The organism is Magnetococcus marinus MC-1, assembly GCF_000014865.1.
GTDB classification, from domain to species: Bacteria; Pseudomonadota; Magnetococcia; order Magnetococcales; family Magnetococcaceae; genus Magnetococcus; species Magnetococcus marinus.
In genome coordinates this window covers 1,282,320-1,297,968 of record NC_008576.1, presented here as the reverse complement: position 1 = coordinate 1,297,968, position 15,649 = coordinate 1,282,320, and the positions used below count along the sequence as shown (strand labels likewise).

The following is a 15,649-nucleotide window of genomic DNA, read 5'->3' as shown; positions in this document are numbered from 1 at the left end:
CGCCCCCACTTTGACACCCCTGTGCTGGATGACCGCGCCCGTCATCTACGGCGGCTGGTACTGCGTGCCTTGGACAAGGGAGGTCGTGGCCACCCTGGTTCTGCCATGTCGCTGATGGAGCTGCTGCGGGTGCTTTACGACGATGTGCTCAATATCGACCCCCACAATCCCCTGTGGCAAGATCGGGACCGTTGCATCCTCTCCAAGGGGCATGGCTGTTTGGCCCTCTATGCCCTGCTGGCCGACAAAGGGTTTTTTCCCGTTGCAGAGCTGGATCGCTTTTGCCAGCTGGAGAGTCGCTTGGGGGGACATCCAGAACGGCATGTTCTGCCTGGGGTGGAAGCCTCCACGGGGGCCTTGGGGCATGGTCTCTCCCTGGCGGCGGGCATGGCCCTAGCCGCCAAGTTAAAGGGGGCAAGCTGGCGGGTCTTTGCCTTAATGGGGGATGGTGAGATCAATGAGGGCTCGGTATGGGAGGCCGCCCTGTTTGCCGCCAAACACCAGCTCAACAATCTGGTGGCGGTGATCGACTATAACAAGTTGCAATCCTACGGCCCCATCTCTGCGGTGCAGGGGTTGGAGCCGCTGGCGGATAAGTGGCGCGCCTTCGGTTTTGGCGTGCAGGAGGTGGATGGGCACGATGTGGGCGCACTGCGACACTGCTTTACCCAGCTCACGCCGGACCAGCCCAATCTGGTGATTGCCCATACGGTAAAGGGCAAGGGTATTCCCGAGGCCGAGGATAACCCCAGTTGGCACCATAAATCCTCCCTCAAACCCGCTGAAATGGAAAGCCTCTACCAAGCGCTGGCCTAACCTGCGAACAGGAAACCATAACCATGCGACGCCGCTGTTTAGATGAAGTTTTTGCCCTGGCGCAACAGGATGCGCGGGTGCTGTTCATGGGTTCGGACTTAGGCGCAGGCACGCTGGAGACCATGCGCCAAGCCTGCCCCCGGCAGTTTTTTATGGAGGGCATTGCCGAACAGAATCTGATTGGTGTTGCCGCAGGTTTGGCGCTGGAGGGTTATCTGCCCTACGTCAACACCATTGCCACCTTTTTAACCCGCCGTGCATTGGAACAGATTGCCATAGATGTGGCCCTGCACAAGCTGCCGGTGCGGCTGATTGGCAATGGCGGCGGCATGGTCTATGCACCGCTAGGCCCCACCCACACCACCTTGGAGGATGTCGCCCTCATGCGGGCGCTGCCCAACATGACGGTGCTGGCCCCTTGTGATGCCGACGAGATGCAGCGGCTCATGGGGCAGACCTTGGCATGGCCCGGCCCCATCTATATTCGCTTGGCCAAAGGGGGGGATGCGGTGGTCTCCCGCGAGGAGCTGCCCTGTACCATAGGCAAGGCGATTCCCCTGCTCTATGGGCGGGATGTGCTTATTATCAGTTATGGTATCATGGTGCAGCGGGCGCTTACGGCGGCCCACGCGCTGGCCCAGGAGGGCATTGAGTGCAGCGTGCTCAACATGCACACCCTAAAACCGCTGGATGAAGCAGCCATTGTGCGCGAAGCCCAAGGTAAACGGCTGGTGGTCACGGTGGAAGAGCACAGCCAGATCGGCGGTTTGGGCAGTGCGGTAGCCCAACTGCTGGCGACCCGTGATCTGCTGGATGGCGGCCCACGCCTACGTATTCTGGCCTTTGCCGATGCCTTTTGCAGCGGCTATGGCAGCCAAAATCAACAGATTGCCCAAGCGGGGGTGGATGTGTTGGATATTCAGCGCACCATTAAAGAAGCCTTTGTTTAAGTGCCCCGAGGGGGCGAGCCCCCGCGCACACCCACAGAGCCCTGTTTACCCCAGGCGACCGACCTGAGCATAAAGGCAAAAGACCATGGCCCAACTCTACAGCCACCTGAAATTTTTGCGCTTTCACTCTCATCTACAAGCTTTGCAAGAGCGGCGGGTCGAAGCCCCGGTGCATATACGCATCAAGCCGACCAACCTGTGCAATCAGGATTGCTGGTACTGCGCCTATAAGGTAAGCCACCTGCAACTTGGGCAGAACATGGTGGAACGAGACGCCATTCCTGAAGCCAAAATGCACGAGATCGCTGAAGATTGCCTGGAGATGGGGGTGCGTGCCGTCACTTTTTCCGGGGGCGGCGAACCGCTGGTTTACAAACCCTTGCCAGATATTGTCGAGAAGCTGGCCAAGGGGGGCATACGGGTAGCGACCCTCACCAATGGGGCCAACCTCAAGGGGCGTGTGGCGGAGGCCTTTGCGGAATATGGCACTTGGGTGCGTATCTCCATTGATGCGTGGGACGGCCCCAGTTATGTAAAGGCGCGGGGGGTTAAGGATGACGCCTTTGACCAAGTGTTGGACAATATGCGCGGGTTTGCGGCCCGCAATAGCCGCTGTGTCTTGGGCGTTAGCTTTATTGTCACCAAAGATAATGCGGCCCATCTTTATGAGGCGGTTAAGCTGTTTAAACAGGCTGGGGTTAACCATGTTAAGCTCTCTGGCGCCGTTATTTCTAACAGCGGGGCCGATAACAATGCCTACCACCGTCCTTTACACCCCCAAGTTACCGCGCAGATTACCCAGGCGCAGCAGCTTGCCGATGCGCGTTTTGCGGTGATCGACCACTATCATGAGCTAGAAGAGCGGTTTCACAAACCTTATACAAGCTGTCCCTTTTTACAGTTTCTCACCGTGATTGGCGCCGATCAGCGGGTTTACACCTGTCAGGACAAAGCCTATACCGACCTGGGCCTGCTGGGCTCGATTGAGGAGCGGCGCTTTAAGGATTTTTGGTTTTCAGAGGAGAACCGCCAGCGCATGTTTGCCTTTGACCCCTCGGCCAACTGCAATCACCACTGTGTGAGTCACAGCAAAAATCTGGCTATTTTGGAGTATCTCAAGCTAGACCCTGACCACGCCCTGTTTGTGTAAGGAGCCCCCTCATGGCCCGTTTGGATTTTCTTTCGGAGTACCACAACCGCACCCAGCGCAACTATCTGCAACGGGTGATGGAGCATGATAAAGCCGAATGCACCCGCGTGGCCCGTCAATGGGGGTATGAGTATTGGGACGGCCCCCGTCAATTTGGCTATGGGGGCTACCACTACGATGGACGCTGGTTAAAACTGGCGCAGCGGTTGGCGAGCCACTATGGTTTAAAGGCGGGGGATCGGGTGTTGGATGTGGGCTGCGGCAAGGGTTTTTTACTCTATGAGTTGACCCAGGCGGTACCGGGCATTGAGGTGGTGGGGTTGGATATTTCCAGCTACGCCAAGCAGCACGCCAAAGCCGAGGTGCAACAGGCCATCATGCTGGGCCATGCTAAGGCGTTGCCCTTTGCCGACAACAGCTTTGATCTGGTGTTTTCCAATACCACCTTGCACAATCTACCCTTACCGGAGTTGGATCAAGCCATACGTGAGATTGAGCGGGTGGGCAAAGGGGCCGCCAAGTTTATCTGTGTGGAGTCCTACCGCAATGATCGGGAGAAGGTGAACCTGCTCTATTGGCAACTCACTTGCGAATCCTTTTTTACCCCCGAGGCGTGGGCGTGGCTCTACCAACAGTGCGGCTACCAAGGGGATTGGGATTTTATCTTTTTTGAATAAGCGGCAACAACGGCTAAGCAGGCATTGTTCCGTTAGAGTTGCGCAATAGCTCTTATCTTTCCAAGGGATTAAACCGATAAGATAAACATCCTCCCTGGCAGGCAGGCAAAGGGAGGCACCTTTATCCCTATTGGCAAGCGAACTTATGGCTATGGCACGTTTTCTCATCATCGGTGCATCGGGCTTTATCGGCCAACATTTGCTGCGGCAGCTAGGCCCGGAGCAGTGTTTGGGTACCTACGCCCACACTCCCTTTGACGGCGGCATCCATTTTGACCCGACCCTCATTGATCCTGACCAGTTTTTGGATCTCTACGGCCATGTGGAACAGATCTATCTGTTAATGGCGGTGAGCAGCTTGATCACCTGTGCCAACGACCCTCAAGGCAGCTACGCCATTAATGTCGAGGCCTCTAAGGCCATTGCCCTTTGGTGCAAAAAGCATCAAATCCCCCTGCTGTTTACCTCCAGCGATGCGGTGTTTGGGGGGCAACAGGGGCTCTATGACGAGCAGCACATCCCCACCCCCCTTGTGACTTATGGCAAACAGAAGCGCGAGGTTGAGGTTTTTCTCCAAGCGCACCTTCCCCATTTACACACCACCGTGCGGCTCTCAAAAACCTACAGCAGCAACCCCCAGGACAAAACCTTGTTGTCAGCATGGGTGCGGGCTTGGCAGCAGCAGCAGCCCATTATGTGCGCCACCGACCAGCGTTTTAACCCCATCCATGTGGAAGATGCGGTGGTGGGCATGCAGCAATTGATGGCGGGCCAGCACCGGGGCCTTTACCACCTTTGTGGCCCTACCCCGGTAGACCGCTACCAGCTGCTGCTGGATCTGCAAGAGTGCTATGAACAGCAGCTAGGCCCCCTGCCCAGTTGGCAGGTAAAAGCTTGTCTTATCAATGAACTTGGCCTCGCGGAAACCTGGCCCATTGATATTTCCACCCGTATTGACAAATTGCTGGCGACCATCCCCCTACACCCCCGCACCCCACAACAGGGTTGCCAACAGTTGATCCAAGCCATCGTGGCGGAGCGTTCCTGTTAATTGTGACAGAATCACTCTTTTAATGACAATGCCTGACAAACAGGAAAAAACAGGTTTTCGCTAAGATTACTAGCTTTTATTCATCCTATTTGTTATATTTTAATTAACGACAAATGATTGTATGCGTGCATAGATTGGTACGGGTTGCATTTTTGCTTGATTGCGGGAGCCTTTCTGCTCCACAAGGTGGTGTATGATGAAAATTTTTTTATCCTCCATACTATTGTTGGGCAGCTTGTGGGCAGGAGGGCTGGTTTTGGCCACGGCACAAGCTGGGGAGCCTAGAGGGGCAGCCCTGCGGGATTACTGTTTACAGCCGTCCATCGACAGCCACTCAGAGGGTTTGGGTCCGGCACTCTCTCAAGACCAAATCCATTCGGCGGCCTGTCAGAACCTCTATCGGCAAGAGGTAGCGCGTCTGCGGGCACGCAACTTCCAGAAGGAGCACGGCCCCCAGTGGTGCCAACAGCTTATTGAGCAGATTCAGCAGCTAAAAGCCCGCCGCGCGGCGGTGCCGGGTTACGTGGAACAGTTGGTTCAAACCCCCCAGTGTCAGTCTGGGCTGAACAACAATTAACCAGGCCATTTGGCCGCATGCAAGATAGAACGGATTACCCCCTGTTTGCGCACACAGGGGAACAGCCATCTAACCCTTAAATTGATAAGAGATTTTACCATATGAACGACCCTTCTCCCGGTGCCAGGAAAAGGGTTTTTGGGCCTTGTCACGGATAACATGACCATTCAATAAAGTCAGCCTAACTTGAACAAATGACGCTGTTCCGGGCACCCCCCGTCAGCGGGGCTCGCTGGGTTAGGTGCTGGGTGCCCCCTCCAGTTGATCCAACTCCCAGGGGGTAAAACCGGCGCGACTGCGCAAAGTGCGGTCAATGGCACCCTTTGAGCCCGGTTTAAACCGCCCTTTTCCCTCCAACAAATCCAAAAAGGCACGCTGTCGGTCCAACCCACGCTGGCTACAAAGCTGGGCAAACCAGCGGCTGCCCGCCGCCACATGGCCCACCTCCTCTTCACCAATCTCGGCAAGCAGTTGCGCCGTTTGCGGATCCCCAGCCTCTAAAAATTTACGCCGCATGATGGGGACCGCCTCCAGCGCGCGAGCCTCCAAATAGCGGGGCACCAACATCATGCGCTGCAACGGATCTTCCGCTGTACGTTGCGCCATCTCCCACAGCCCATTGTGGGCCGCAAAATCACCATAACCATAGCCAAATTGCCCCAATCGCGCCTGCAATCGCGCATAATGGTCGGCCTCCTCCAAGGCCACCTGCACCCAATCCTGATAATAACCATGGGGCAGACCACCAAACCGCAACACCGCATCCCAAGCCAGATTGGTGGCCACAAATTCAATATGGGTCAAAGCATGAATATGGATCGCCCGCCCCTGCTCTGTGTTAGGGTTGCGTTTCGGCACCTTATTGGGCGGCACCAAACAGGGTGCCACAGGCCGCCCAGGTTCCGTTACCCCCCCATGAGCCATGGGTCCATAATCGGTGTCGGCAGGTAACGCCAACCACAGCGCCGCCGCATACCGGGTAAACGCCATCTTATCCTCTGGGTTTGGGGCATAGTAGGCCGCTAAAGCGGCCTCCCGCGCCGTTGCATAGAGATTATCCATCGACCTCTCCCTCCACCACACACAAGCACCGTCGCGCGACCAAACCCCTACTGACCACCCCATAAACAAGCCACTCTATCGAAGCCGCCGCCTAAGTGAAACCCCCTTACCAGCGCTTACCCATTTTACCAACGGTTGATTCCCCTTAACGGGCAGTCCATCATAGAGGGGGTATCAACCCTGCAACCCCCATGGACCCATGTACAGCAACGATACCCCGAGCTGGAAAAAAGTGCTCAGCGTCTTTGAGCTAAACAGCGCCATCCGCGATCTGCTGGAGGAGGGCTTTGCCTTTGTGCGGGTACAGGGCGAGGTCTCCCGCATCAGCGCACCGGCCTCGGGCCATCTCTATTTCAATTTGGTGGATGAGCAGGCGCAGATCCGTGCGGTGGTATGGCGGGCCAGTAAAGCACGGTTAAGCCATCACCCCCGCGAGGGCGAAGAGGTACTGATTACCGGACGCATCAGCGTCTTTGCCCCACGCGGGGAGTACCAAATTATTGTCGATGCGCTCACCCCCAAAGGGGCAGGCAGCGAGCGGGAAAAGCTGCTGCAACTGCACCGCCAACTGGAACAGGAGGGGCTGTTTGACCCCCAACGCAAACGCCCCTTACCCTATCTGCCCCACGTGATCGGCGTTGCCACCTCCGAGAGTGGCGCCGCATTGCAAGATATCATCCGCGTATTGGAGAGTCGCAATCCCGATTTCCATCTGCTGCTGGCCCCCTGTCAGGTGCAGGGGAGCGAGGCCCCCCAGGCCATTGTACAGGCTCTGCGGGCCCTAAACGCCGATGGCCGCGCCCAAGTGATTATCTGTGGCCGGGGCGGCGGCTCAGCCGAAGATCTGGCCTGCTTTAACAGCGAACAGGTGGTGCGTGCCATCGCCGCCAGCGCCATCCCCGTGGTGAGCGCAGTGGGGCATGAGGTGGATACCACCCTGGCAGATCTGGCTGCTGACCTGCGAGCCGCCACCCCCTCCCAGGCCGCTGAGCTGATTATGCCAGAACGTCTGGCCCTCGCTCAGGAGACCACCGCCCTTGCCCTGCGGCTGCAACGGGCCATGCACCAGCAGCTACATAACCAGCAACGCCGGGTGCAACAGGCCTCTCAACGGCTTCTGCACCCCAGCCGCCGACTGGACCAAGCCCGTCTACGCTGTGACGAACTGCAAATGCGCCTGCAAGGGGTGCTTGAACGCCTTCTACCCCAGCAACAACAGCGTTTGCGGCGCGCCACAAACACCCTGCACCATTGGGCCACCGGGCCGAGCTTACCCCGTCAACGGCAACAGCTAAAACAGCAGCAACACCGCGCCCATACAGCCATGTTATACCAACTGCGCCAGTGGCAAAGCCGTCTGCATAGTGCCCAGCTACAGCTCATCGCGCTATCCCCCCTACAGGTTTTAGAGCGGGGCTATGCCATTGTGCGGGATAACCAAGGCAGCGTGCTGCGGGATGCCCAAGCGGCCCCCCTGGAGAGCACCCTAACCATCACCCTTGCCAAGGGCACCCTGGCCGCACGGGTGACCCAACGCAAGCCTTAACACAACGTGGGAAAAGCGCCATGCATGGACGCCTATTCATCCTCTTGATGCTGCTACTGCCCAGCCCACTGTGGGCTGCCAGCTTGGAGCTTTCAGACACCCTCATCCCCGGCTCGGCGGTACTGCTCACGGTGCGGGATTTCCCCCCTAACAGCACCTTTAAGGGGCGTTTGGGGCAGGAGCCCTTTCCCATCCGCCCCAATGGCATGGCGCTGGTCGCCCTGGATATGGCGCAACAGCCCGGCACGCTGCCCCTAGAGGTGACGATTACCCCACCCTATGGGCCACAACAGCGGCTACAACAGACCATTCAGGTAGGCCCACGCAGCTATAAGACCGAACGCATTGATGGGCTACCCCAAAAAAAGGTGGATCTGGATCCTAAAGATCTGGCCCGCGCCAGCCAAGAGACCAACGCCATCAAGGCGACCTATACCCGCCGAGGGGCGATTCCCGGTTACTTAGGGGGGTTTAGCATGCCCACCAAGGGGCGTTTTTCCGGCGTATTTGGTAGCCGCCGCATTCTCAATGGACAGCCTCGACGCCCCCATAATGGGGTGGATATTGCCGCCCCCACAGGCACACCACTGCGGGCAATTGCCCCAGCCGAGGTGGTTTTGACCGGTCATAACTATTTTTTTACCGGCAATACCGTGGTACTGCACCATGGTGATGGCATGACCAGTCTCTATGCCCACATGGACAGCATCCAGGTTAAAGAGGGGGATATGGTCGCCCGTGGCCAGCAGATCGGGACCATCGGCATGACCGGGCGCGTCACAGGCCCCCATGTACACTGGGGCACCATGGTGCGCGGTCAACGGGTAGACCCCCTGCTGCTACCGGGGATTCGTTCGACCCCCAACTAAACCACGGCCCCTTACCTCACCGCCGAGACAACGCGCCCAGCTGGCCCGCGCTCCCTCAGCCAGCCCCAGCTTGGACGCCCCTAAGTAACCTTACAAAAGCTTATCCACCATTGCTTTTTTTGGGGGGGTGGCCTATTTTGGGCTATTTTACAGGTTGGGCGAAGCGTCACAACACCTTAACCGATGGATCGTCATGAGTAGTGATAAAAAACAGGGCTTTGAAGCCTCACTTGAGCGGTTGGAAGCGCTGGTCGGTGAACTGGAGCGCGGCGAACTGCCCCTAGAAGAGGCACTGGCTGCCTATGAAGAGGGCATGAAATTGGCCCGCTTGTGCCAAAAACGCCTGGATAGCGCCGAAAAACGCATCGAAAAAATCGCCACCCCCAGCGGTGATGAGGAGGCTTGAACGCATGGAGTTAAAACCCTACCTTGCGGATCGTAAATACTTGGTCGAGAGCGCCCTTGACCGGCTACTACCCGCCGCCGACCGAGAGCCCAGAGCCTTGACCGGGGCTATGCGCTATAGCCTGCTCATCGGCGGTAAGCGGCTGCGACCCATCCTAACCCTAGCCTGCTGCGAAGCCGTTGGGGGAGCCCTAGAGCGCGCAATGAACTTTGCCTGCGCCATGGAGTGTGTGCATACCTACTCCCTTATTCATGATGACCTACCGGCCATGGATAATGACGATCTACGCCGAGGTCACCCCACCTGTCACCGGCAATATGGTGAAGCCACCGCCATTTTGGCTGGCGATGCCCTGCTTACCCATGCCTTTGAGCTGGCCGCCAAGCCGGTCACAGGGGTATTGCCCGAGGCACGCCTAGAGCTGATTGGCGAACTGGCGATGGCAGCGGGAACCTATGGTATGGTGGGGGGGCAAATGCTGGACATCCAGGGGGAGAAACGCCCCTTGGAACTGGTGCAGTTGCAAAACATCCATATCCATAAAACTGGCGCCCTCATCCGGGTTGCCTGTCTGGCCGGTGCCCGCTTGGGTGGGGGAACCCCCGATCAAGTTAAACACCTTAAACGCTATGGCGAGGCGTTGGGGCTGGCGTTTCAAATCACCGATGATATTCTCGATGAGGTTGGAGACACCAAAACCCTGGGTAAAGCCACCGGCGTGGATCGCGCTTTGGATAAAGCCACCTACCCCAAACTCATGGGGCTGGCCCAGGCCCGCGAGGCGGCTGAAAATCTTATGCAAGAGGCGACCCGCTGCCTAACCGAGTTCGGCCCGCAAGCCGATCCTCTGCGCGCACTGGCGCAGTATGTCATCGCCCGCACCCATTAATAAGGGATCTGTCAACAGGTTTGGCCAAGCAGGGCGGCACGGTTCAACCGCTGCGAGCCCTTGGCCTATTTCCAAGCATCCGCCTACCACGGGCGGTGCGTGTGCGAAGACTGGGGGCATTTTGTCATCACTCTACCCGGCCCTAACCGGCCTTAAAAGATTCTGCCCATGACCACGCTGCTTTCTACCATCGACTCCCCCAAGGCGTTGCGCCAGCTGAACGAAGCTAAGCTGCCGCAAGTGGCCCAAGAGATGCGCGACCATATCATTGAGTGTGTCTCACAATCAGGGGGCCATCTGGGGGCCAGCCTCGGGGTGGTAGAGCTAACCATTGCCCTGCACTACGTCTTTAATACCCCCGATGATCGCCTGGTCTGGGATGTAGGGCACCAATCCTATGGCCATAAGGTATTGACCGGACGCCGCGATCAATTGGCTAGCATTCGCCAACGCCACGGCTTGAGCGGCTTTACCAAACGTTCCGAGAGCCCCTATGACCCCTTTGGCACCGGTCACTCATCCACCTCCATCTCTGCGGCCATGGGCATGGCCCGCGCGGCCAAGGCCAATGGCATTCAGCGTAAGGCGGTAGCGGTTATTGGCGATGGTGCCATGGGCGCGGGCATGGCCTTTGAGGCGCTTAACCATGCCGGTCATGATAACCATGATCTGGATCTGGTGGTGGTGCTCAATGACAATGAGATGTCCATCTCCCCCAATGTAGGGGCGCTCTCTTCCTACCTTAACCGCATGCTCAGCGGCGGGGCCTATAATGCTTTTCGTGATGGCACCGGCAAGGTTTTAAAGACCATCTCCCGCTCCATGTGGGACGCCGCTAAAAAGGCCGAGGAGCATGTCAAAGGCTTGGTCATGCCCGGCACCCTCTTTGAGGAGTTGGGCTTTACCTATTTTGGCCCCATCAATGGTCACGATTTTGATGCCCTGCTGCCTACCCTGCGCAATGTGCAAAAATTGGGTGGCCCCATTTTGTTGCATGTAATCACCAAAAAGGGGAAGGGCTTTCCCCCCGCCGAAGAGCATCCCTGCACCTACCACGGGGTGGCCCCTTTTGATAAAGATACCGGGATTATTCAGTCCAGCAGCGGGGGCACCTCCTATACCAAAGTGTTTGCTCAAGAACTCTGCGCCTTGGCGGAGCAGAACCCCCACATTCACGCCATAACCGCCGCCATGCGTGAAGGCACGGGTCTTAACCTGTTTGAAAAACGGTTCCCGGAGCGTTTTCACGATGTCGGCATCGCCGAACAGCACGCCGTAACCTTTGCTGCGGGTCTGGCGACCGAGGGCATTTTGCCGGTGGTGGCCATTTACTCCACCTTTATGCAGCGGGCTTATGACCAACTGATCCATGATGTGGCTCTACAAGATCTACCGGTGATCTTTGCCCTGGACCGCGCCGGTCTGGTGGGGGCCGATGGGGCCACCCATGCGGGGGCCTACGACCTCTCCTATCTGCGCACTGTGCCGGGCATGACCATTATGGCCCCAGCGGATGAAAATGAGCTACGCCATATGCTGCACACGGCAGTGGCCCTTAACAAACCTGTCGCCCTGCGTTATCCCCGTGGCACCGCCCTAGGGCTCCCCCCAGAACCGCCCCACGTACTCGAAATTGGCCGGGGCCGCACCCTACGCAAGGGGGAGCATGCCGCCATTCTTGCGGTGGGGCAACCGGTACACCCTGCTTTGGAGGCTGCCGCCATCCTAGAGCAGCAAGGTATTTCGGTTTCCGTCTACGATGCCCGCTTCGTTAAACCCCTGGATCAACGGCTGCTGCAAGAGGTGGCCATGCACGGGGTGGTGCTGGTGGTGGAAGAGAATGCTGTACAGGGTGGTTTTGGCAGCGCCGTGTTGGAGTCCCTGAGTAACCAGGGTGCGCTGGATCGCGGTTTAAAAATCCGCTGCATGGGCATTCCCGACCGCTACATTCCCCACGGCACCCAAAAGGAGCTGCGTGGCGAAATCGGCTTAGATGCCGTGGGTATCGCCACCACGCTCAAAGAGTTGCTGGGCTGACCCCCTGGGCATTTTTATTCCCTGCGGGGCTTTTATGCAGGGGGGGGCCATTGGCACCACCGGCAGACCTCCGGCCCAATGGGCACAAAGCACTTTCACCTCTGCCCTGCAAAACCAATCTTTGCCTTGGATATGATCGTGATTTCAAAGAATGGTTACATGGCCAATGAAAGACCCATCCTAAACGCACAGCCACGGATGAGGGCCTGGAGCAAAGCGCTGCTGCATCTGTTTCTTGGCCGTATGACACACCTGTTATTTGAAACAACGCGATAGCCCTGCCCAATGTCACGCAAAGCCCCCAAACAACGCCTGGATCATCTGCTTATACAGCTTGGCTTAGCCAACAGCCCAGCCCAGGCTCTGGGCCTGATTATGACCGGGCAAGTATTGGTCGAGGATCGCCCCATGTTTAAACCTGGGGAGGCCGTCCCAGAGAGCGCCGCTATCCGCCTAAAAAACAGCACAAAAAGCCGTCAATGGGCCTCGCGCGGGGGGGATAAATTGGTGGCGGGGCTGGATCTTTTTCAGATTGATCCCCAAGGCATGGTGGGGCTGGACATAGGGGCCTCAACCGGAGGTTTTACCGATCTGCTGCTGCAACGGGGGGCCGCCAAGATCTATGCGGTGGATGTAGGCCATGGGCAGCTTGCTTGGCGCTTGGTGCAGGATGCGCGAGTGATTAATCTGGAGCGCACCAACGCACGAGAACTAAGCCCGCAATTGATCCCCGAGCCCATTGATATTTTGGTTTCCGATGTCAGTTTTATCTCGCTGAGCAAAGCACTGCCTGCCCCGCTGAGCCTCTTAAAGCCTGGGGGGCTGGGGGTGGTGCTGGTTAAACCCCAGTTTGAGGCACCCCGTGCCGCCGTGGCAACCGGTGGGGTGGTGCTGGATCTTGCTGTGCAGCAGCAGTGTGTGGCGCGTATTGCTCACTGGCTTACCGCGCAGGGCTGCCGAGTGGTGGGACACACCCCCTCACCCATCAAAGGCCCCAAGGGCAACCAGGAGTATCTGCTGCACTTTAGCAAACCCGCCTGAGCGACCCGCAAGCCCCACCACCAACGACCCGCAAACGACCCCTATTCAGTAGAACGAAAAGAGCCACCTACAGGGCACACCATGCTATGGTGTGCCTAGAGCCCCGTACCCGAGGGCTCCCGGAAGCATCACCCCCATTGGCCCATCCAGAAGGGCTCTCCTCCCATAACCTCACCGTGACGGCTGCGGTTGCAAACGGCGTGGGCTATTTCGTGCTAAAATGACACACGCCATCCCACGCAACAGGTGGGGGTTCCTGGGTATATTGCCCACAGCGCTTAATATAAATCTGAGCCAACTCATCCGTGCTATCTTCTGCGGCCAGCGCACTAAACTGCTCGATGGCACCTTTCCAGTCCTGCTCCAAATAGCGCGCTTTGGCAATCTCCCAACGTTGGCAACGCTCGATTTGCGCCGCACTGACCTGTAAATAGTCGGGGCCTTCCCCCACCAAACCCAGCAGCTCATAGACCTTAACGGGAATAGAGGTCCCTTTCGCCATAACCCGATCCACGGAGCGCACCAAGATACGCTCTTGACAGGCGATTTTAACGGACTCGCTCACCAAAATGGTCGTACCATAATATTTATTCAGCCCCTCCAAACGGGCGGTCAAGTTAACCGCAGCCCCCATTACCGTGTAGTCCATACGGTCCGATGAACCCACATTACCCACCACCATATCATCGGCATGCAGGCCAAAGCGGGTCACCATAATGGCCTGACCTTGGGTTTGCCACGTCTGGTTGAGCTCCTGCATGCGGTGTTTGCTCTCCAGCGCCGCCAAACACCCTTTAAAGGTATGGTCGGCCACCTCATTGGGAGCATTCCAAAAGGCCATCAAGGCATCCCCGATAAACTTGTCGATGGTGCCCTCTTGGGCCAGCACCGCGCCCCCCAGCACTTCAAAATAGGCCGACACCTTGCGCATTAACGCCTCGGGTGGCATACCCTCGGCCATATTGGTGAACTCTTTGACATCGGTAAACATCAAGGTTAGGGGTTGGCGTTTTCCGCCCAATGCAACCTCGGCATGGTTGGCCATCAACTGCCGGACCAGCGCCTTGGGGGCATAGCGACCAAAGGTGTTCAGGGTCGCCTTCATGGCACCAATGGCTGTGGCCAGCGTATGAATTTCATCAATATTGGAGACCACATGCACCGGCCCATCCAGTTCGAAGCGGCCAATGCGTTTGGCCTCTTCGGTGAGGGCTTTGATGGAACGGGCAATGCGCAGGGCAATCCAGTAGCTCAGGGGCAACATGGCCAATACAATGGCTAAAGAGATGAGCAAACTTTGGTGTAAGACCTCTTCAATGGGTTCCACAAAGTGCTTCAAAGGTGCAGTAAGAGCCAGATACTCGCCATTACCAAAGCGACTGGCCACTGGTGAGAGTGTGCCCAGATGCTGTACTCCACCCACCGTCACCATGAAGGTGTGGCTGTTCATTGGCCCATGACCCGTAAAGCGGCTTTTAAATTGCCGATGCACCGCCTCAATCAAGGGGTTATTAAGGTCACTAAGCTGGGCGGGCTGTAGTTTGGTTTGGCCGCTCACTGGGTCCAACTTAGAGACCATGGCCTTATTGGCATCGGGGTAGGCGGTCAAAGCGCCTTCGGCATTAAACGTAAACACCTCCCCGGCCTGGGTAATGCTCTGCTGACGCAAAAAGCGTGAGATCGAGGAGAGGGTTACATCCATCCCCACCACCCCATCCCGCCCGTCCCCGTTAAAGCGCTGAGAAAAAGTGACCCCAGGTTGTTGCAAAAAAGAGTAGATGTAGAGGTCAGATTTTACAGTTTTCGTGGACTCCTGCGCCTTTTTATACCAAGGACGCTGACGGGGATCATAACTGTCGGGTTGAGGTTCACTCTGCCCTAAGAGTTGTTCCTGCTCATCTAAAAAATACCACAAGGACATGCGCTTACCTTGGGCATCGGCCACGATGTGTTTAATCCCAAAAACCGTCTTGGCGGGAGCCCCCAACTTTTCCCGCAAGTGGGGATAGGGCTCCAGATTGGCTGCTTCATGAAAATCGCCATTATCAAAGCCCACCAGCACGGCATAGATATCTCGGCTGGCCCGCAGGGTGGCAATGAGATAGGCTTGCGAGGGGTGTGCTTCTAATAGGTGCAGGTCACTTTTGAGTGCGGGGTTGGCTGCTGCGGCATCGGTAAGGGCGATAATTGGGGTATAAACCCCTTGAATACGCTCAAAAATTTTCTCGCTTTTCTCTTCCATCAAGCTCCAGGCTGACTCGATGGTCACAAAGTGGCTGCGATCATAATTGAACCAAATAATGGAGCAGGTCGCCCCCAGCAGCAGCAGGGATAGAACCGATAAGATATTGATATGAAAAGGTGTTTTACGGTGAGAATAAGCCATACTAAAACCACCTAACCGTTAAAAAATGGCCCGGAGCGGGCTAAGGAGACCCCCAATACGCTGCATTAGTATATTCATGATAAGCCGTTGACGCAATTGAATTTTACCTAAAAGCACCATAAAACATAATATTACAATTCAACATCTTACAGCAATCATGCAACAACTTAAACAGGACAAAAAGTCATAAAC

The 15,649-nt window shown here is 56.9% G+C and carries 14 protein-coding genes; 12 read left to right on the top strand and 2 right to left on the bottom strand.

Going from position 1 to position 15,649, the window contains the following annotated elements; genetic code table 11:
* Positions 1 to 24 precede the first annotated feature (24 nt).
* From MMC1_RS05420 to MMC1_RS05395, 6 genes are all read left to right on the top strand, one after another.
* Positions 25 to 816, top strand: a complete 792-nt coding sequence (locus MMC1_RS05420; protein WP_041642011.1) for a transketolase — start codon at positions 25 to 27, stop codon at positions 814 to 816.
* A gap of 23 nt (positions 817 to 839) precedes the next feature.
* Positions 840 to 1,766: a transketolase family protein gene (locus MMC1_RS05415; protein ID WP_011712733.1), complete on the top strand. Its 927-nt coding sequence runs from the start codon at positions 840 to 842 to the stop codon at positions 1,764 to 1,766.
* 85 nt (positions 1,767 to 1,851) lie between these two features.
* Positions 1,852 to 2,916 carry a radical SAM/SPASM domain-containing protein gene (locus MMC1_RS05410; RefSeq protein WP_011712732.1) on the top strand — a complete coding sequence of 355 codons (1,065 nt, stop codon included), beginning with the start codon at positions 1,852 to 1,854 and terminating at the stop codon, positions 2,914 to 2,916.
* Positions 2,917 to 2,927: 11 nt separating this feature from the next.
* Positions 2,928 to 3,593, top strand: coding sequence for a class I SAM-dependent methyltransferase (locus MMC1_RS05405; protein ID WP_011712731.1), 666 nt, complete (start codon positions 2,928 to 2,930; stop codon positions 3,591 to 3,593).
* Between the two features lie 145 nt (positions 3,594 to 3,738).
* A complete protein-coding gene (locus MMC1_RS05400) occupies positions 3,739 to 4,644 on the top strand; it encodes an SDR family oxidoreductase (RefSeq protein ID WP_011712730.1) in 906 nt (301 codons plus the stop codon).
* 193 nt (positions 4,645 to 4,837) lie between these two features.
* Positions 4,838 to 5,221, top strand: a complete 384-nt coding sequence (locus MMC1_RS05395) for a hypothetical protein (protein WP_011712729.1) — start codon at positions 4,838 to 4,840, stop codon at positions 5,219 to 5,221.
* A gap of 237 nt (positions 5,222 to 5,458) precedes the next feature.
* On the opposite strand, the gene MMC1_RS05390 is transcribed toward MMC1_RS05395, so the two are convergent.
* Positions 5,459 to 6,283: a ferritin-like domain-containing protein gene (locus MMC1_RS05390; RefSeq protein WP_011712728.1), complete on the bottom strand. Its 825-nt coding sequence runs from the start codon at positions 6,281 to 6,283 to the stop codon at positions 5,459 to 5,461.
* Between the two features lie 199 nt (positions 6,284 to 6,482).
* Here MMC1_RS05390 and xseA point away from each other — a divergent pair, with 199 nt between their 5' ends.
* The 6 genes from xseA to MMC1_RS05360 all read left to right on the top strand — a co-directional run bounded on the left by xseA (position 6,483) and on the right by MMC1_RS05360 (position 13,071).
* On the top strand, positions 6,483 to 7,829 hold the full coding sequence (gene xseA, locus MMC1_RS05385; protein ID WP_011712727.1) for an exodeoxyribonuclease VII large subunit: 1,347 nt from the start codon (positions 6,483 to 6,485) through the stop codon (positions 7,827 to 7,829).
* A gap of 20 nt (positions 7,830 to 7,849) precedes the next feature.
* On the top strand, positions 7,850 to 8,698 hold the full coding sequence (locus tag MMC1_RS05380; RefSeq protein WP_011712726.1) for a M23 family metallopeptidase: 849 nt from the start codon (positions 7,850 to 7,852) through the stop codon (positions 8,696 to 8,698).
* A gap of 193 nt (positions 8,699 to 8,891) precedes the next feature.
* Positions 8,892 to 9,104, top strand: coding sequence for an exodeoxyribonuclease VII small subunit (gene xseB, locus MMC1_RS05375; RefSeq protein ID WP_011712725.1), 213 nt, complete (start codon positions 8,892 to 8,894; stop codon positions 9,102 to 9,104).
* A 4-nt stretch (positions 9,105 to 9,108) separates the two neighbouring features.
* Positions 9,109 to 9,993, top strand: a complete 885-nt coding sequence (locus MMC1_RS05370; RefSeq protein WP_011712724.1) for a polyprenyl synthetase family protein — start codon at positions 9,109 to 9,111, stop codon at positions 9,991 to 9,993.
* Between the two features lie 168 nt (positions 9,994 to 10,161).
* Positions 10,162 to 12,030: a 1-deoxy-D-xylulose-5-phosphate synthase gene (dxs, locus tag MMC1_RS05365; RefSeq protein WP_011712723.1), complete on the top strand. Its 1,869-nt coding sequence runs from the start codon at positions 10,162 to 10,164 to the stop codon at positions 12,028 to 12,030.
* 285 nt (positions 12,031 to 12,315) lie between these two features.
* Positions 12,316 to 13,071 carry a TlyA family RNA methyltransferase gene (locus MMC1_RS05360; RefSeq protein ID WP_011712722.1) on the top strand — a complete coding sequence of 252 codons (756 nt, stop codon included), beginning with the start codon at positions 12,316 to 12,318 and terminating at the stop codon, positions 13,069 to 13,071.
* Positions 13,072 to 13,276: 205 nt separating this feature from the next.
* Here MMC1_RS05360 and MMC1_RS05355 read toward each other — a convergent pair whose 3' ends face one another.
* Positions 13,277 to 15,457 (bottom strand): adenylate/guanylate cyclase domain-containing protein, encoded by a 2,181-nt coding sequence (locus MMC1_RS05355; protein WP_011712721.1) that lies wholly within the window; start codon positions 15,455 to 15,457, stop codon positions 13,277 to 13,279.
* Positions 15,458 to 15,649: the final 192 nt, after the last annotated feature.